At 51.8% G+C, this 15,057-nt stretch carries 14 protein-coding genes; 6 read left to right on the forward strand and 8 right to left on the reverse strand.

Going from position 1 to position 15,057, the window contains the following annotated elements; translation table 11 throughout:
* Nucleotides 1-28: 28 nt before the first annotated feature.
* Together F0P93_RS11915 and F0P93_RS11920 are read left to right on the forward strand one after the other, a co-directional pair.
* Nucleotides 29-493 (forward strand): hypothetical protein, encoded by a 465-nt coding sequence (locus F0P93_RS11915; RefSeq protein WP_150876607.1) that lies wholly within the window; start codon nucleotides 29-31, stop codon nucleotides 491-493.
* A gap of 241 nt (nucleotides 494-734) precedes the next feature.
* A complete protein-coding gene (locus F0P93_RS11920; RefSeq protein WP_150876608.1) occupies nucleotides 735-1,787 on the forward strand; it encodes a methyltransferase in 1,053 nt (350 codons plus the stop codon).
* A 4-nt stretch (nucleotides 1,788-1,791) separates the two neighbouring features.
* Here F0P93_RS11920 and F0P93_RS11925 read toward each other — a convergent pair whose 3' ends face one another.
* The 4 genes from F0P93_RS11925 to darT all read right to left on the reverse strand — a co-directional run bounded on the left by F0P93_RS11925 (nucleotide 1,792) and on the right by darT (nucleotide 5,869).
* On the reverse strand, nucleotides 1,792-2,916 hold the full coding sequence (locus F0P93_RS11925) for a DmpA family aminopeptidase (protein WP_150876609.1): 1,125 nt from the start codon (nucleotides 2,914-2,916) through the stop codon (nucleotides 1,792-1,794).
* Nucleotides 2,917-2,974: 58 nt separating this feature from the next.
* Nucleotides 2,975-4,093, reverse strand: a complete 1,119-nt coding sequence (locus tag F0P93_RS11930; protein ID WP_150876610.1) for an AI-2E family transporter — start codon at nucleotides 4,091-4,093, stop codon at nucleotides 2,975-2,977.
* 119 nt (nucleotides 4,094-4,212) lie between these two features.
* Nucleotides 4,213-5,274 carry a type II toxin-antitoxin system antitoxin DNA ADP-ribosyl glycohydrolase DarG gene (gene darG, locus F0P93_RS11935; protein WP_225309459.1) on the reverse strand — a complete coding sequence of 354 codons (1,062 nt, stop codon included), beginning with the start codon at nucleotides 5,272-5,274 and terminating at the stop codon, nucleotides 4,213-4,215.
* Entirely contained in the window at nucleotides 5,261-5,869 is a 609-nt protein-coding gene (gene darT, locus F0P93_RS11940) for a type II toxin-antitoxin system toxin DNA ADP-ribosyl transferase DarT (RefSeq protein WP_191908788.1), read from the reverse strand. Before darT ends, darG begins: the two co-directional genes overlap by 14 nt.
* Nucleotides 5,870-6,383: 514 nt before the next feature.
* Here darT and F0P93_RS11945 point away from each other — a divergent pair.
* From F0P93_RS11945 to F0P93_RS11955, 3 genes are all read left to right on the forward strand, one after another.
* Nucleotides 6,384-6,608: a hypothetical protein gene (locus tag F0P93_RS11945; RefSeq protein WP_150876612.1), complete on the forward strand. Its 225-nt coding sequence runs from the start codon at nucleotides 6,384-6,386 to the stop codon at nucleotides 6,606-6,608.
* Between the two features lie 63 nt (nucleotides 6,609-6,671).
* Nucleotides 6,672-8,822: an FUSC family protein gene (locus F0P93_RS11950; protein ID WP_150876613.1), complete on the forward strand. Its 2,151-nt coding sequence runs from the start codon at nucleotides 6,672-6,674 to the stop codon at nucleotides 8,820-8,822.
* Between the two features lie 141 nt (nucleotides 8,823-8,963).
* Complete coding sequence (locus F0P93_RS11955) at nucleotides 8,964-9,200, forward strand: PspC domain-containing protein (protein ID WP_150876614.1); 237 nt, start codon at nucleotides 8,964-8,966, stop codon at nucleotides 9,198-9,200.
* A gap of 82 nt (nucleotides 9,201-9,282) precedes the next feature.
* Here the strand turns inward: F0P93_RS11955 and F0P93_RS11960 are convergent, their stop codons facing one another.
* The 4 genes from F0P93_RS11960 to F0P93_RS11975 all read right to left on the reverse strand — a co-directional run bounded on the left by F0P93_RS11960 (nucleotide 9,283) and on the right by F0P93_RS11975 (nucleotide 13,503).
* Entirely contained in the window at nucleotides 9,283-10,317 is a 1,035-nt protein-coding gene (locus F0P93_RS11960) for a YrzE family protein (protein ID WP_150876615.1), read from the reverse strand.
* A 562-nt stretch (nucleotides 10,318-10,879) separates the two neighbouring features.
* The gene (locus F0P93_RS11965) at nucleotides 10,880-11,461 is read right to left on the reverse strand and encodes a hypothetical protein (RefSeq protein WP_225309460.1); all 582 of its coding nucleotides are present in this window, start codon (nucleotides 11,459-11,461) and stop codon (nucleotides 10,880-10,882) included.
* A gap of 27 nt (nucleotides 11,462-11,488) precedes the next feature.
* A complete protein-coding gene (locus tag F0P93_RS11970) occupies nucleotides 11,489-12,502 on the reverse strand; it encodes an ankyrin repeat domain-containing protein (RefSeq protein ID WP_150876616.1) in 1,014 nt (337 codons plus the stop codon).
* Nucleotides 12,502-13,503 (reverse strand): ankyrin repeat domain-containing protein, encoded by a 1,002-nt coding sequence (locus F0P93_RS11975; protein WP_191908789.1) that lies wholly within the window; start codon nucleotides 13,501-13,503, stop codon nucleotides 12,502-12,504. The genes F0P93_RS11970 and F0P93_RS11975 overlap by 1 nt, the downstream gene beginning before the upstream one ends.
* A 236-nt stretch (nucleotides 13,504-13,739) precedes the next feature.
* Here F0P93_RS11975 and F0P93_RS11980 point away from each other — a divergent pair, with 236 nt between their 5' ends.
* A complete protein-coding gene (locus F0P93_RS11980) occupies nucleotides 13,740-14,999 on the forward strand; it encodes an asparagine synthetase B (protein ID WP_150876618.1) in 1,260 nt (419 codons plus the stop codon).
* Nucleotides 15,000-15,057: the final 58 nt, after the last annotated feature.

A 15,057-nucleotide genomic window follows, 5' to 3' on the forward strand; every position in this document is an offset into this window, starting at 1 on the left:
TCATCACATATTTGATTAATCTACTAAAATGGAAAAGAGAATTAAAGTAACGATCGACAGTATTCAGGTCAGGAAATCGGAGAGCTATGATGGCTGGTTCAGTGAACCGGGCAATTCAGCCGAGTGGAGTCTCAACATTACGGTTGATTCTCAACAATACAACTGGCGGGCAAACAATATCAGGGACAATAGCGACCACCCAATCGGCCGGGAGTTCTACGTTGATGTGAACAACAACAAGACGCAGTTTGTGGTCAGATGTTCAGGAATTGAAATAGACGATTCATCTGCCAATGATCCGCTCCCGGCGAATGAACTGACTTTGGGTCAATCCAATGACTGGGGAATTGGATCAACGCAGACCCTTTCGGCCGCTAATGAGGATTTCAATTACAAAGTTTTTTTCACGGTAACCAAGGTTTACCAATTTGATGACATTGAACTTGGCAGAATACGTACCCGGCTGGACCTCAACGAATTTATCAATCCCTGACAGCAGCCTTCGTATCGGTTTGATTCTGCCAACGGGGACTGACCGAGACTGTCAAAAGAACCGGTTTTCGAAAAACCGCTGCGACTTTCGGTAAGCGTTTCTGCTTTTGGAGTTGGAAGGGATAAAAATAGAATGATAAATTTAAAATGATGAACGCCGAATGCAAAAGTGCTGGATTGGGTAATACTTTTACATTTAGCGTTCATCATTTTAAATTTATCATTCTTTTTACTTCATACGAATGCAACAAGCTCCCCAACCCGACCTCGCTCCCATTACCCGACACCTGCGCGCCATGTTTGGCTCCCGATTGCTGATTGCCGCCGTTCATCATCTGGCGGTTTTTGAAGAACTCAGCAGCGGCCCGCTGTCGATCGCCGAACTCAGTCAGCGGATTGGACTGAAAAGCCGCCCCGCCAGCGTCCTTTTTCCGGCACTTTGCGCGATGGACATGCTGGAAGTCAACGAAATCGGTGCGCTTCAGATCACGGCATTAGGGCGGTTTCTTACCCAAAACCAGACCCCCAATCTGATCGGATACGTTGGTTTGGAAAAGAACGATCCGGGGGCCGTGGAAATGGCGATTCGGCTGCGGAACGATGGGCCGCTGGATACGTCAGGCGGTATTTCGTATGTCAAGGAAGGCGACGATCCATCGCCGATGGACGATGTTGACCTGAGCCGGATGTTTACGCTCGGGCTGGCTGGCAGGGCTCAGAAACTGGCGCCGATTGTGGCCGGAAAGCTGTCGAAAAGCGAGGGACATTTACTCGACGTGGCGGGTGGCACCGGTTTTTATACCTACGAATGGCTGCTGCTCAACCCATCGGCCACGGCCACGATTCTGGATCGTCCGGCGGTTCTGGCCGTAGCCGAAGAACTACTCGATGCGTTTGCCCAAAGCGGACGTCCTGGCGCCGAAACCGTTAAAAACCGGGTGACGTTCCAGCCCGGCGACATGCTGACCGATGACATCCCGCAGACGGATATTTTACTGGCTGCCAGCCTGTTTCACGACTGGCCGACGGAAACCTGTCAGCTCTTGGCCGACCGGTTTGCTGCCGCCATTCGCTCGGGTGGAGAATTGTGGGTACACGATGCGTTTCTGAACGACGCGCTGGATGGTCCGCTGGCCGTTACCGACTATTCCGCCCAATTGTTCTGGGGTACTAAAGGGCGTTGCTATAGCCGCCGGGAATACCGCAACTGGTTTAGCAAAGCAGGACTGGAACCCACTGACGAGAACCTTCCAACGCAGATGGATTACGGGCTGATTTGGGCGCGGAAACGATAAGGAGTTACTTCACCTGTCCGGCTTTTTTCAGGAGGTCGACCACTTTCTCAACCGGCAGTTGTTCAACCTGATACCCATTGCTGGTGGTCATCGACCGGGCGGCAAACAGCGAGTTGATGATCGCTTCTTCGGTGGCTTCGATGGCGGCCATAAAGCAGGGCGAAGTCTCGTCATTGCGAAGGAGTTTCACCTCATCGAAGGTGCTTTTCGAGGCATTGGGAATGCGGTTGGCGGTCGAGACAGCGATGACATAATCGCCACTGCCGTTAGACGCGATTCCGCCCGTGCGGGCCATGCCCATGAACGCTCGTTTGGCGAGTCGTTTCAGATTCCGGGCGTCCAGCGGGGCGTCGGTCAGCACCACCATCATGCACGAACCATCAAGTTTTTCTTTAAACGAGAATTTGCCCAGTTCCACGCCGACGGGTACGCCCGCAATTTGCAAAACGCCCCCGAAGTTGGTCTGCACCAGCACCCCAACCGTATAACCACCGAGCGAAACCGGCAGCTTTCGCGAAGCCGTGCCAATACCACCTTTGAAACCGAAGCAAACCGTACCGGTTCCGGCACCAACATTGCCTTCGTCCACCGCACCGGTTTTGGCCTGTTTGATGGCATCCAGAACGTGCTGTTTCGTAACGGGGCGGCTGCGGATGTCGTTCAGACCGCCGTCGTTGGTTTCGCCGACCACCGGATTCAGCGAGCGCACCTGTTCATTACCGGGTTGTGCTAAGGTGTAATCGATCACGGCATCGGCGGCCGTCGGAACGCCGAGGGTGTTGGTCAGCACAATGGGCGTTTCGAGCGTGCCGAGTTCCTCGACCTGCGTGTAGCCCGCCAGTTTGCCAAAACCGTTACCGATGTAGATAGCCGCCGGGCATTTTTCCTGAAACAGATTGCCGCCGTGGGGCAGAATGGCCGTCACGCCCGTCCGCACCCGCTGACCTTCCTGCAAGGTTACCTGCCCGACCCGCACGCCTGGCACATCGGTGATGGCATTGAGAGGGCCGGTGGGCATGACGCCGAAGCGAATGCCGTAGTCGCGGGGGCGTTTGGTCGATTGAGCGTGCATGGTATAACAGCCTATGAAGAGCAGGGCTGTCAGGAATACGCGGAAGGCGGTTTTCATACCGGAAAATAGGCAGAGAAGCGGTCTTTTCCAACAGGTCGGCGATGCGCCGGTTTGGCTAGCTCGGCTGGGTCGACGGAATTTTCTTCTTCCGCCGTCGTAATCGCAGCATTTTATTGATGTCTTCCTCCGAGGTTTGGTCACCCAGCAAAATGCCCCAGGGCTCCATGCCTTCGACCCGGTCGAAAATCACTTTCAGAATGGCGATGATCGGAATCGACAAAAACATCCCGGAAACACCCGACAGCGCCCCGCCGACCAGTACACCCACGATGGAAACCAGCGCGTTGATCCGCACTTTGGAACCGATGATGACCGGCACCAGGAAGTTGTTGTCGATGAACTGCACCACCAGAAATACCGCCACGACACCCAGCAACATCGATGGTTCAGGATGATTGACAAAGGTTACCGCCACTGCCAGACCAGTTGCTACCAACCCACCGATGTAGGGAATTAAATTCAAAATGGCCGCAATCACGCCCATCAGAACCGCGTATTGAACACCCAGAACCAGCAAACCGACGGAATTCAGCACGGCCACACAGACGGTTTCGGTCACCAGCCCCACCACGTAACTCTGAATGACGCTCCGGATTTCGCCCAGCACTTCACGAACGCGTTCCGTATGCTGGCTGGTAAACAGCCGGATGATGAATTGAATCAGCATGGCACGGTAATACAGCAACAAAAAAATATAAATCGGCAGAATCAGCAACGTTCCCAGCGGCCCGGTGATGACGCCGAGGGTTCCGGAGCCCTGCAACGTATCCATCGTTTGATCCTGGGCTTTTTTGAGGTATTGATCCTGTTTGCTGTAGCTCACATTGTATTCCTGCCGAATCCAGCGCCGGGCATCGTTGTAGAAGTCGTTGAGGTTTTTTTGCAACTTTGGCCAGTCGTCGGCAAAGTGGGCGATCTGCATCGAAATCAGCATGGTCAGCCCCACGATCGCTCCAATTGCCAGAAACAATGCCAGACTAATGGCCACTACTCTCGGTAAACCGCGCCGAACGAGCCAGGCTTCGACGGGGCGCAGCAAAACCGCCAGCAAACCGGCCATAGCAAACGGCACAATGATGTCCTGACCGAGGTAAAACGCGGTCATGATCAGACCCAAAGCCAGAAGCGTGTGCGAAAGCCGGTGGTAAAACGGCGGGGGTGTAACCGAAGACATGGTAAGTGACGTTTACGTAAGTTGTGTGTATCGCCCCGGTCACCTCACTCATTTCTGCACGTTTCGGACTGGTTGAATCACCTTTTAACGGGATTGGCGGGGAATTGTTTGGGGAAACGTCATTCCACCTTGTGAGCTTCCAGCAATTCTGGAAAAATGCGTAGTTGCTCCAGCGCCTGCTCGGTCTGATACGGATTAAATAACCGGCTTTTTCGGGCTGACCATTGCATCAGAAATTTGCTAATATCGGATGCATCCAGCGTTTCATGCTCACGTGCCAGATAATCAACTGTAGAAAGCAGTTCCAGTCCCCATGGCGATTCATAACCATCGATCAATTCGGCAACCTGCTTAAGACGAATTCTGTCCTGCTCTGGAAGGCTCGACTCAACATATCTTAAAATATCAGGTGCTTTTTCCGGAATAAGCTCGAAAGGTTCAAACGGTTTTAAATCTTTTTGTTCAAACCCGCGAATAAATGCGCCGTTTAACGAATAAAGAAGATGCCGCACTTCATTCGAGTAAGGGCCGTAATGATGTTTTTTAAAATGAAGTTTTAACTGTTTATCCCCAAATCGCTGCAAAAAGTAGCCCAGTTTCTGGGCCGCAAACTCTGTAGCGTATTCCCCCAGTCGGCGGTATTGGATCAGAAGATACAGCATCATGGCCCGAGCGGGCGTTAGTTTTACTTCTTTTCTGCTTTCTTGCCGAGCCAGTACTTCTCTAACCGCGTCATTCGGTTCATACACAATTACATCGGTAGGTAAATTGCCCAGCTTTTGCTCGATAAGCGGTTTTACATCCTGCCAATTTAATCCTCCATTACCACACCCCAAAGGCGGTAACGCAATTGAATAAATGTCATACGTATTCAGCACGTATACCAGATCATCTAATCCCTTCTCAATATAGGTAAGCCTCGATGGCGATTTCCAATGTTCTTTGGTCGGGAAATTAATAACAAATCGGGTACCATTCATCTGTGTAATCGGCACAACGAGTACTGACCCAATCCGAACCTGGCCCTGCCTGACAGCCTGTTGATATGACCGAAAGTTCTCCGGAAATGCCTCTTTAAACTGCAAAGCGATTCCTTTACCCATTACGCCCACGGTATTGACCGTGTTAACCAAGGCTTCGGTGTTGGCTTCCAGCAGATTTCCAGTTTTATAGACGATCATAATAGGCTTTCGTTGAAACACGAACGGGAATAGTAAGCCCGGCTTGTTCCACCAAATCTAAAACGATTTGGCGTTTTTCAGTGGTGTACGTCAATAAAAATTCGATAGTCGCGATTGGAACCTGTTGATAAATCAGCACTTCTGCCTGTTTGCGCCGTTGGCGGTCCGGATCATCTTCAGTGTTTTTCCAGTCAGTACTCGTGATTACATCCCAATCCACCTGACTTAAATCTTCCCAATTTGTAAAGAAGCGAGTCAAACGGCTGGCAGCATGCCCATCCGTAAAGACGAACACCGAATTTTGTTGTTGCAGTTTCTGCAATGAGCTAACCAGGTATACAATATCTTCCTGCCGAACTTTAGTGACCCCTTCCCAACCTGTTATAATTTGATACAGCATCGGTGACCGGTGACCGAAGTAAAAAGAGATATACTCTGAGAACAGCCCGTGAGGTGGCACGGGAATTTGCCGTTCTGCCCGTTCCTGAATAAGTGTATTCTCACCAATTGACAGGTAATCAGGACTAAATACCGGAGAATGCCGGGTCACCAAACCATGCTTTAACAGATACGGCAGATTCGCAAGATGAGTCATGCGATAAATCCAAATGGGGGACGGCAGTGACATGGCGACGAAATTACCAAAAAGCAATGAAACCCACGCGAATGGGCAGCGAGTAAGTTAAATACCGACCGGCTGAAACGTCAACGGCGTCTGTCCCGGCCAGCGTTTGAACGCCAGACTTCCATATCTATCCTACTTCTTGTCTGATAAAATCATCCCGAAATAGTAAATTTCTTGTTGAAGATGCTGCACTGAGATTAGAATCCGATTAGAAGCAAACTCCCTATTATCATAACAATAAGTGAGTGATCGGTAAAAAATACCCGTAATATTATATTAATACAGGAATATTTACACCTCTAAATAGTTGTATTTATTTAATAAACCATCTATTTTTGTAACTGTGTTTAAGTGATCGGGTACTTTCTCGAAAACGCTACACCATTCGGTTTTCCAACCGTCTATTTACCCCACCGTAACACTTTTTGAAGCGTCTTTTTTTGATCCGTGTTATACCTAATCGCCCCTTTAAGTTTACGTGTGTATGTCGTTACCGTTGACCCAGCAGCAAGCTGAATCCTCTGATTTTCTGAAAACATTTCCACAGTTCGACTGCCTTTCCGACGCGCTTTACCGCCGGCAGTGCATCGACAAACGCACGGGCGAACTCCACAGCATTCTGCGTCTGGACAAACGGCGGTTCTGCGTGGTGCCTCCCCACTGGGTCCGTCAACTGGAAAAAGCCGGGTATCCCGTCGCAGTTCGTTAGGAACAAACGGGAATATCGCTTTTCGGAGTTGGTTACACGGGCAATACCGCCTACCTTGCCACTATGAAAAGGCAGATCCGGGAAGTCCGGTATTTTCTATTTGGTCAGCATTTTTCGGATGGCCTGCGCATTACGTTAGCCATCCTGATTCCTTCTGTGGTGCTTTACCGGTTTGGGCAATTCGAAACCGGTCTGATCATTTCGCTGGGGGCCTTCTGGGTTAGCATTACCGATGCGCCCGGCCCGGTCGTCCACCGGCGGAATGGCATGTTATACGGCCTGCTGGTGGTGGTGCTGGTTTCGCTCATCACCGGTTTTGCCCGCCTGAACGTCTGGCTCCTGGGCGTCGAAATTCTGCTCTTCAGTTTTTTCTTCTCGATGTTTGCCCTCTACGGCAACCGGGCCACCGCCGTCGGAACGGCGGGTTTGCTGGCGATGATTCTGACCATGGACCGGGAACTCGAACCGGCGGCTGTCTGGCAGTATGGCGCACTCGTTTGCGCGGGAGGGCTCTGGTATACAGCCATCAGCCTGACGTTTTCCCAACTCCGCCCCTACCGGGCCGCTCAGCAGGCCCTGGGCGAATGCATCCACGAAATTTCGAAATTCCTGATGATCAAGGCCGACTTTTACAGCATTCGGACCGATTTACAGGAAGATTACCGGAAACTGATGGCACAACAGGCCATTGTCAGCGAAAAACAGGATGCCGTCCGGGAAATCCTGTTCAAAACCCGCGTGATCGTGAAAGAAACGACCTGGACAGGCCGCCTGCTGGTGCTGACGTTTAGCGACATCCTGGATCTGTACGAGCAGATTACGGCGATGTATTACGATTATCCGTCCATTCGGGAACGGTTTGGCAAAACCGGGGTTCTGGACGACATTGCGCGGCTTATCCGCCAACTGGCCATCGAAATGGACTACATCGGCCTGGCCATCCAGTCGAACCGCCCCTACAAAAGCCGGAAAGATCTCATGCGGCACCTGGAACGACTCAAAACGAAGATCGACGACATTGGCAAACAAGACACCGAAGGCAGCAACCTGGTGTTGAAAAAAATTCTGATCACCCTCCGCAACCTGAACCAGCGGCTGAACGACATTCATACGTATTCGCCGACGGTTTTGAGCGAAAAACCGCAAAAGAATAGAACCGCCGAATATTCCCGCTTTGTTTCGCATCAGGAAATCGACCCGAAACTGGCGGTCAACAGCCTGACGCTCAGCTCCTCGATTTTCCGGCATTCGCTCCGGGTCACCATTGCCTGTCTGGTTGGCTTTGTGGCCGCTAAACTGATTGCGTATGGTAATCATGGCTATTGGATTCTGTTGACCGCTTCACTGATTCTGAAACCGGCGTTCAGCCTGACCAAACAACGCAATTACGAACGGATCATCGGCACGGTGATCGGCGGATTGATCGGTGTGGGGCTGCTGATTCTGATTCCAAACACCACCGGTTTGTTCTGGGTGATGCTGTTTCTGATGATCGGTGCCTACAGTTTCCAGCGAACCAACTACATCGTGATGGTCATCCTGATGACGCCTTACATCCTCATCCTGTTCCGGTTTCTGGGTTTGGGCGGCATCAGCGTGGCCGAAGAGCGGGTAGTCGATACGCTGATTGGCTGCGTGATTGCCTTTGCCGCCAGTTACCTTTTTCCGCACTGGGAATCGCAGCAACTCAAAAATCTGCTGCGTGATGTGCTGGTAGCCAACCGCGCGTATCTGCGCAAACTGGTTGAAAGCCTGTCGGGAAAACCGCTGACGCTGCTGGAATACAAACTAGTCCGCAAGGACGTCTACGTCAGTTCGGCCAACCTGTCGGCGGCTTTTCAGCGCATGACTTCCGAACCGCAGAGCAAGCAATGGCATAAGAATGAAATCCACCAATTCGTGGTGTTGAACCACATTCTATCGTCCAACATCGCCACCATTACCTCCGCCCGGCTGAACGCCGAACATCCCTCGGCCTGTCCACCCGAAATCCTGCGTCCTGTCCGGCGTTCGCTGACGGTCTTGAACGAAAGTTTGAAAAAACTCGACCCTGCCCCGCCCCAACCTGCGGCCGAGCCTCCCGCTTCCGAGCCGGTGTTGCCGGAAAAACCGGAAACCGTTGTCACAGAAGATCGCTCCCTGAAAGAACAACTCGATTTTATTCAGAAAGTGAGCCACGACATCGGCAAACTCACCGACACCATTCTGACCTGAACATCCCGGTTTTTCACCTGTCATATAGCCCCGAATCCGTTGGTAAGAAAGTTCTTTTACTACTTGGCATTGCACAGTACCTTTGAATCAACAGTAACAGCAAACGAACAGAAAACAGTAAACAACCAGCCTAATAAAGCCATGAATACGAAACAGTTGCACCGCATTCCTTCCGAATCCATGCTGGGTGGTGTATCCGCCGGACTCGCTGATTATTTCGGAATTGATAAAGTTTTAGTCCGTATTTTCTTCGTCCTGATGGTCGTCGTGCCCAACCCCGTTCCTACCGTCCTGATCTACATCGTTTTGTGGATCGTCATGCCAAAAGGCGAGCGGTATTTGACGGCGCACACCGACCAACCGTATCCACCCAGGTAATACGGATTGCAAATCACAAAAAAAAGCGGACCGCTAAAGTCCGCTTTTTTTGGCTGCTTACGTACTCAATTTTTAATCAGGTTTATTGCGCTGCTCCCACCGGGCGGTCATACCTGTTGTGATCGTCTTTTGAGTCAGTACCCATCTTGGCGCCGTAGCCTGAAGCAACGACACCAATGAGCAAACCAAAAAAACCAAAGATTGCGGCTTTCGACGCGGCTGAAGCAGTATCGTCGGCGATCTGCCGCGCTTTGGCTTCGGTCTCTTTTTTCGTTTGCTCGAATTTTACAGCCGCCTGCCTGTACGTATTGATCCAGTTGTCTACAATGCGCTCGGATTCGGCCCGGCTTTTGCCAGTCCGCTTCATCACCACATTCACGGCATCGTCTCTGTCAACCTGGTTGATGGTGCTTTGTCCTTCTTTAAAAAGCCGGTTGAACAATCCGCTGGCCATATCGTCCGCAGCTTGTGGATTCGATGCCGCCCGCTCGGCTGTGTTTTCAGCCTGACCGGCGGCTCTGTCGGCTTTCCGTTCCAGTACGTTTGGATTCAGATCTGGATCGCCCGTTTGGCGAAGGATCGTATTGACCTCATTTTTCAGGCTGCTCAAATCGAGCTTGTCGGCATCAATTCCATTTTCCTTGAGCTGGTTCTGCACCATATTTCCCAGGCCCGGTGCGGCTGAAGCAGCCACGTTTCCAGCCGATCTGACAACTCCACCAACCAACCGACCGGCTCCCCCGATGAGGTTGCCAATGGTGGTCGTCAGAAAATAAATAGTCAATAGTGTCACCAGACACCAGGTCAATACTCCGTGAATGACACCGTCGAACAGACGGGGGGTGCTGGCTAGCCGTCCGGCCACCCAGCCACCCAAAAACAAGGAGATCAGACTACTGATAATGTACCAGATCGCACTTCCGATGCCTAATCCGGCTGTTGGGTTACGCTCTTCGACAGAATCGATCGTGCCCAATCCGATACCTAATCCAAGCAGGGTTAACAACATCTGGGTAACGATAGCTACAAGTACACCAGCGAAGACGGCACTCCAGGAAATGCGCTTCATAAAATTCATCCGGTTCGGCCGGTCTTCGTAAAGAATTGTGTGTTCCATGAACGTGTTTAAAATAGAGATGATAGAAATTGGGTAAAATCGGGTCCTTCAGACTTCCTATGATGGTGCTGAAAGAGGAAACGTCTACGCAGGAAGTCGCTGTCAATGCGCTCGTGTGAGGTAATGTGAAGGTTGTCTTTGTCTACCGTACCTAAAGTGCGTTAGTGCGTCAACGTTTGTTTTCCGATACATCATTCCTCCTGCTTGCCCGTTTTTAAGCAGCCGAATCGTTCGGGCCAGTAGAGAGTTCGTTCCGTTTTTCGATTTCATTTTTCTCAGTGGACAAAACCGTGCCACTACTCGAAAAAGAACAAGCTCCATTTGACAATCAACTGATTATCCTAACAAAAATGTTAATCTGAATGGAATTTAGAAATCCAGCGTAGATGGATTTTCCCGGTAATGAGGAATTTTATGTACTGTTTTGGGGAAGTGAAGTCATCGGCAGGTTCTGAAAAACCACCGGAGTCGCTGGGATGTCTTCCTAGTGCGCTTCTCGTGCCGGATCGTGTTTTCGCGGCCCGGAAAGGGTCGTAGAAGAACCATCGGCTATTGATCGCGTTTACTCCGCGCTCAAATTCAAAATCTCGTTAATCAGCCAGACGCCGTTGGTGCGCACCAGTTTGCATTCGTAACTGGCCAGCAGGTCAAACGCCACACTGGCGCGGTCTTTCCGAACCGTCACTTTGGTAATTTTGAGTTTATTCAGGGATTCCAATTGCAAATCCACCTCCTGACTGAGTAGGACAAAATCGTACTCAAAACCGGTCGGTGGGCCTTCGTTTTGCTGCGTAAGCTGGAAACCCTGTTGCCGTTGTCGAAAATAAATCCGCCATTCGTTCAGGAACGTATTCGTTAGCAGGTGGCTGCTTCGGAGGTAGGCCAGGTATTTTTCGCCGTTTTTAAAGTTCACGGCGTACGGTTTCCCCGGTTTCTGATCGACCAAAATAATGCGGCTCACCGAGTCGATGTGGTTTTTATACCAGTTCAGCAACTTCACGACCGCCCGCGCGGCCGCAGCCGAATCCTTGGCAACCGCCGAAACCGCAACGGATTGATGACTATTTCTTTTAGACATCGTATCAACGCGGTAGCCGGTCAGTGCCAGCACCACGAGAACGCTCAGAATCATTCCTTTTATCATGACTTTTGGGTGGATAAGCACTACTCTTCACTCTGGCCTGGATTTCGTATGACTTTCCAGAAGCTTTTTAAAAACCGTATACGCGGGCGGGGTATCGTCCACATCGGCATACAATTCCGCGTGCCGGGCCATTAGTTGCTTCAGGTCATCGCCCTTTGGTGTCCGATAGTCCGGATTGGCCCCTTCCTTCAGCAACAGTTGGCAAATGTCCCACAACTGCTCCCGGGCCGCATACATCAGGGGTGAATAGCTCGCTTCGTACGTCGTTTCGTCATCCACCATCACGGCGTTGGGATCGGCACCCCGCTCGAGCAATACCCTGACTTTCTCCAGTCGGTCGTCGCCATAGCGCATCACTTCAAACAGAATTGGGCTACCGCCCTCGGGCCGAAAATTGGGGTCTGCGCCTTTGTTCAAAAACCATTTGAGTAAGATCGCCGGTCCCTGTTTACAAACCCTGAAATGCGTCGGCACCTGCTGCGGATCCGTTCCCTGGATGGTGGCGCCGTGGTCGATCAACAGCTTCAGGCACGCCATCAGTTGTGTGATGTTTTTGGTGGTGGCGGCTTTCTCACCCGCAAAATCGAGGAGGGTCGTCGCGTAATAACCGGGTTCATTCAGGCGTGGAACCGGCTGTTGCAACAACTGCCGAAGCCGCGTGGTGTCGGCGGCTGCCAGAGCGGCTGCCAGGTCCCGGCGGGGTTTATCGTCAAAATAGAGCGAGCCATTGTCACGGGCTGCCGCAACCTGGTTCCTCTCCAGCGAAGTGAAGTAGTGGTCAGATAGACGCGACAGAATGAAGAGCCCCGGCATCAGCATCAGGATCATGATGAGAACCTTCGGGATGGTGTATGGCAGGAGATTGAGTCCCAGAAATAGGATTAGGATGAACGCACCGATAGAGGCAAAACCAACGCCCAATCCCTGGGTGGCCGCATCACCACTCGGGCGGCTTAGCCCCAGCAGTACATAGAGAACCCAACTCCCGTATAAACCGATCAGAATCCAGTTCAGTATCGTGAGGACTTTCAAAGCTTCCATCAGGATTTTTTGGTCGACTTCGCGTTCAGAAACGTCTTAAAAGCCTGATAGTCTGCCGGCAGGGTCTTCCGGTCCGTATACGGTTCTTCGTAGCTGGTCAGCACGGTTTTCAGATCTTCACCTTCCGGAGTCCGGTAGGTCGGGTCGGCCCCGCGTTCCAGCAGAAGCTGGCAAATGACCCAGGACTGTCGCTGTGCGGCATACATCAGGGGCGATGTAAACGGCTTGATCGTGTACTCATTGCTACCGGCGGGCGCATTCGGATCGGCGCCGTGATCGAGCAATACCTTTACTTTTTCAAGTTGCTCCACATCCAGTCCCATCACTTTAAAAAGCATCGGGCTGCCTGCGTGCGGCCTTTCATTCGGATCAACTCCTTTGGCTAAAAACCACTCCAGAAGGGCGGGCGAACCGATTTCGCAGATTTGAAAATGGGTGGGTGTGTGCAACGAATCAGGCCCCTGAAAGGTTGCACCATGTTCCATCAGCAGTTCCATGCATTGCAGGACCCGTGGCGGATTCTGACTCCTGACCGCCGTCATGGCTGCAAAATCGAGCAGGGTCGTGGATTGGTAGCCGCTTTGATTGAGCTGGCGTGGGTTCTTTTGCAAGAGCGTTTTCAGTTGCTCCACATCACCAACCGCCACGGCAGCCGCAATTTGCTGCCGCTCTACATCCGGAAAATAGAACGAGCCGTTTTCCACAGCCACGGCATCTCTGCGCTGTTTTTGTAATTCAAAATAATTGCTGATGCCGTTGTACAAGCCAAAAACCGCAGGCAATGCCAGAACGATCAGCGCGGTGATCTTCGCAAAACGGTACGGCAGTAGATTGAGAACGATGAGCCCGGCCAGGACGAGCGTGGCAAAAATCGCCAGGCCCGATTCCATGCCCCGCCCGGCGGCATCGTTGCCGGAGCGGTTCACGGTCATCAGGGTAAAAATGACCAGTGCTCCGTAAATGCCGATAAAAATCCAGTTGGTCGTAGTAATGATTTTCATGCCCCGAAGATGAGAAGAACAACCGGCGAACACCATCGAAAATCAACACTGAGTTGTTTTGGGTTAATAAGTAACGCCGGTATCCAACGGCTGCCTTGACCACCGGGGTTTCACTCAATAGATTTCCGTCAGAAATTTTAGTCCAACCACCGTTTTTGACCAAACTTAAAGTAACTTAGGTACCTGAATTACAGGGAGTTTTTTGTGTTTACTATTTTCATGGACCGAATTCCGTTATGAAACGATATCTCACACTCCTGCTGGTCATGCTGTCGATTGCCAGCCGCGCCAATTCCATCCTGATTCCGATGGACGACCGCCAGAAAAACCACTTAAAGTCATACGGGATTGCCTATTTCGTTCTGAAAGCCGGACTGGAAGTCGACTGGCTGCTGAACTACCGGGGCGGGAGTTTCATGATCAAACACAGCCCGACCATCGAGACCGAATGCCGGGTTCGGGGCATTTCTTTCGAGATCATATCGGATGCCGATGCCAACACCATTCAACAGCAGATTTCCAACCCGGACCTGAACATGGCGTCGGTCAAGCTGGTGTCGGCGGCCCGGATTGTGGTCTATTCCCCGATCAAGGTCAGCCCCTCCGAATTTGAAAATACGGATGCGGTTTTACTGGTGCTCAAATACGCCGAAATTCCGTTTGAGGTGGTGTATGACGAAGAAATTCTGAAAGGTGATCTGGCCAAATACGACTGGATTCACCTGCACCACGAAGATTTTACGGGTCAGTATGGCCGCAACACCCGCCGGATGTCGGCGGAAGATGTCAAGGCGCAGGAAGACATTGCCAAGAAATTCAATTACCCGAAAGTGTCCCAGATGAAACTGGCGGTTGCCAAGAAAATCCGCGATTTCTGCGCCGGGGGCGGGTATATGTTTGCCATGTGTTCGGGCGCCGAAACGTTCGACATTGCGCTGGCGGCCGAGGGCGTCGACATTGTGAGCAGCACCTACGACGGCGACGGCATCGATCCCAAAGCGCAGTCGAAACTGGATTTTGAAAAAACCGTCGCCTTCCAGAACTTCACTCTCGAACTCGACAACGGCTACGGCGGCATGGCGTTCTCCGACATCAACAGCTCGGCAGGGCGGTTTGGCGGTGGCTGGGATCAACCCTCGGGCTATTTTAACCTGTTCAATTTCTCGGCGAAATGGGACATGATTCCCGCCATGCTCGTTCAAAATCACGAATCGAACATCAAGGAATTCCACGGCCAGACCACGGCTTTTCGCAAAAGCACCGTCAAACCCAATGTGCTGGTAATGGGCACCAGCCCGTCCTCCGACCGCTACATCTACGGCGAAGTCGGCATTGGCCAATGGACGTTTTACGGGGGCCACGATCCTGAAGGCACGCGGGGCGGAGGCTGGCGAATGGCGACCGACCTGAATTTACACCCCAATTCGCCTGGTTACCGCCTGATTCTGAACAACGTGCTGTTTCCATCCGCCAAGAAGAAGAAGCGGAAGACGTAATTGCCCCGACAGCGGCCAACGGTCCTGTCGGCGGCAATTACGTCTTCCGCTTCTTCTG

Origin of the sequence: Larkinella humicola, assembly GCF_008727875.1 — a bacterium.
Taxonomy (GTDB): domain Bacteria; phylum Bacteroidota; class Bacteroidia; order Cytophagales; family Spirosomataceae; genus Larkinella; species Larkinella humicola.

Excerpts from the sequence above, each read along its gene's own strand:
- F0P93_RS11915 (WP_150876607.1), top strand. The coding sequence starts at position 29 with ATGGAAAAGAGAATTAAAGTAACGATCGACAGTATTCAGGTCAGGAAA.
- F0P93_RS11920 (WP_150876608.1), top strand. The coding sequence starts at position 735 with ATGCAACAAGCTCCCCAACCCGACCTCGCTCCCATTACCCGACACCTG.
- F0P93_RS11925 (WP_150876609.1), bottom strand. The coding sequence starts at position 2,916 with ATGAAAACCGCCTTCCGCGTATTCCTGACAGCCCTGCTCTTCATAGGC.
- F0P93_RS11930 (WP_150876610.1), bottom strand. The coding sequence starts at position 4,093 with ATGTCTTCGGTTACACCCCCGCCGTTTTACCACCGGCTTTCGCACACG.
- darG (WP_225309459.1), bottom strand. The coding sequence starts at position 5,274 with ATGATCGTCTATAAAACTGGAAATCTGCTGGAAGCCAACACCGAAGCC.
- darT (WP_191908788.1), bottom strand. The coding sequence starts at position 5,869 with ATGACTCATCTTGCGAATCTGCCGTATCTGTTAAAGCATGGTTTGGTG.
- F0P93_RS11945 (WP_150876612.1), top strand. The coding sequence starts at position 6,384 with ATGTCGTTACCGTTGACCCAGCAGCAAGCTGAATCCTCTGATTTTCTG.
- F0P93_RS11950 (WP_150876613.1), top strand. The coding sequence starts at position 6,672 with ATGAAAAGGCAGATCCGGGAAGTCCGGTATTTTCTATTTGGTCAGCAT.
- F0P93_RS11955 (WP_150876614.1), top strand. The coding sequence starts at position 8,964 with ATGAATACGAAACAGTTGCACCGCATTCCTTCCGAATCCATGCTGGGT.
- F0P93_RS11960 (WP_150876615.1), bottom strand. The coding sequence starts at position 10,317 with ATGGAACACACAATTCTTTACGAAGACCGGCCGAACCGGATGAATTTT.
- F0P93_RS11965 (WP_225309460.1), bottom strand. The coding sequence starts at position 11,461 with ATGATAAAAGGAATGATTCTGAGCGTTCTCGTGGTGCTGGCACTGACC.
- F0P93_RS11970 (WP_150876616.1), bottom strand. The coding sequence starts at position 12,502 with ATGGAAGCTTTGAAAGTCCTCACGATACTGAACTGGATTCTGATCGGT.
- F0P93_RS11975 (WP_191908789.1), bottom strand. The coding sequence starts at position 13,503 with ATGAAAATCATTACTACGACCAACTGGATTTTTATCGGCATTTACGGA.
- F0P93_RS11980 (WP_150876618.1), top strand. The coding sequence starts at position 13,740 with ATGAAACGATATCTCACACTCCTGCTGGTCATGCTGTCGATTGCCAGC.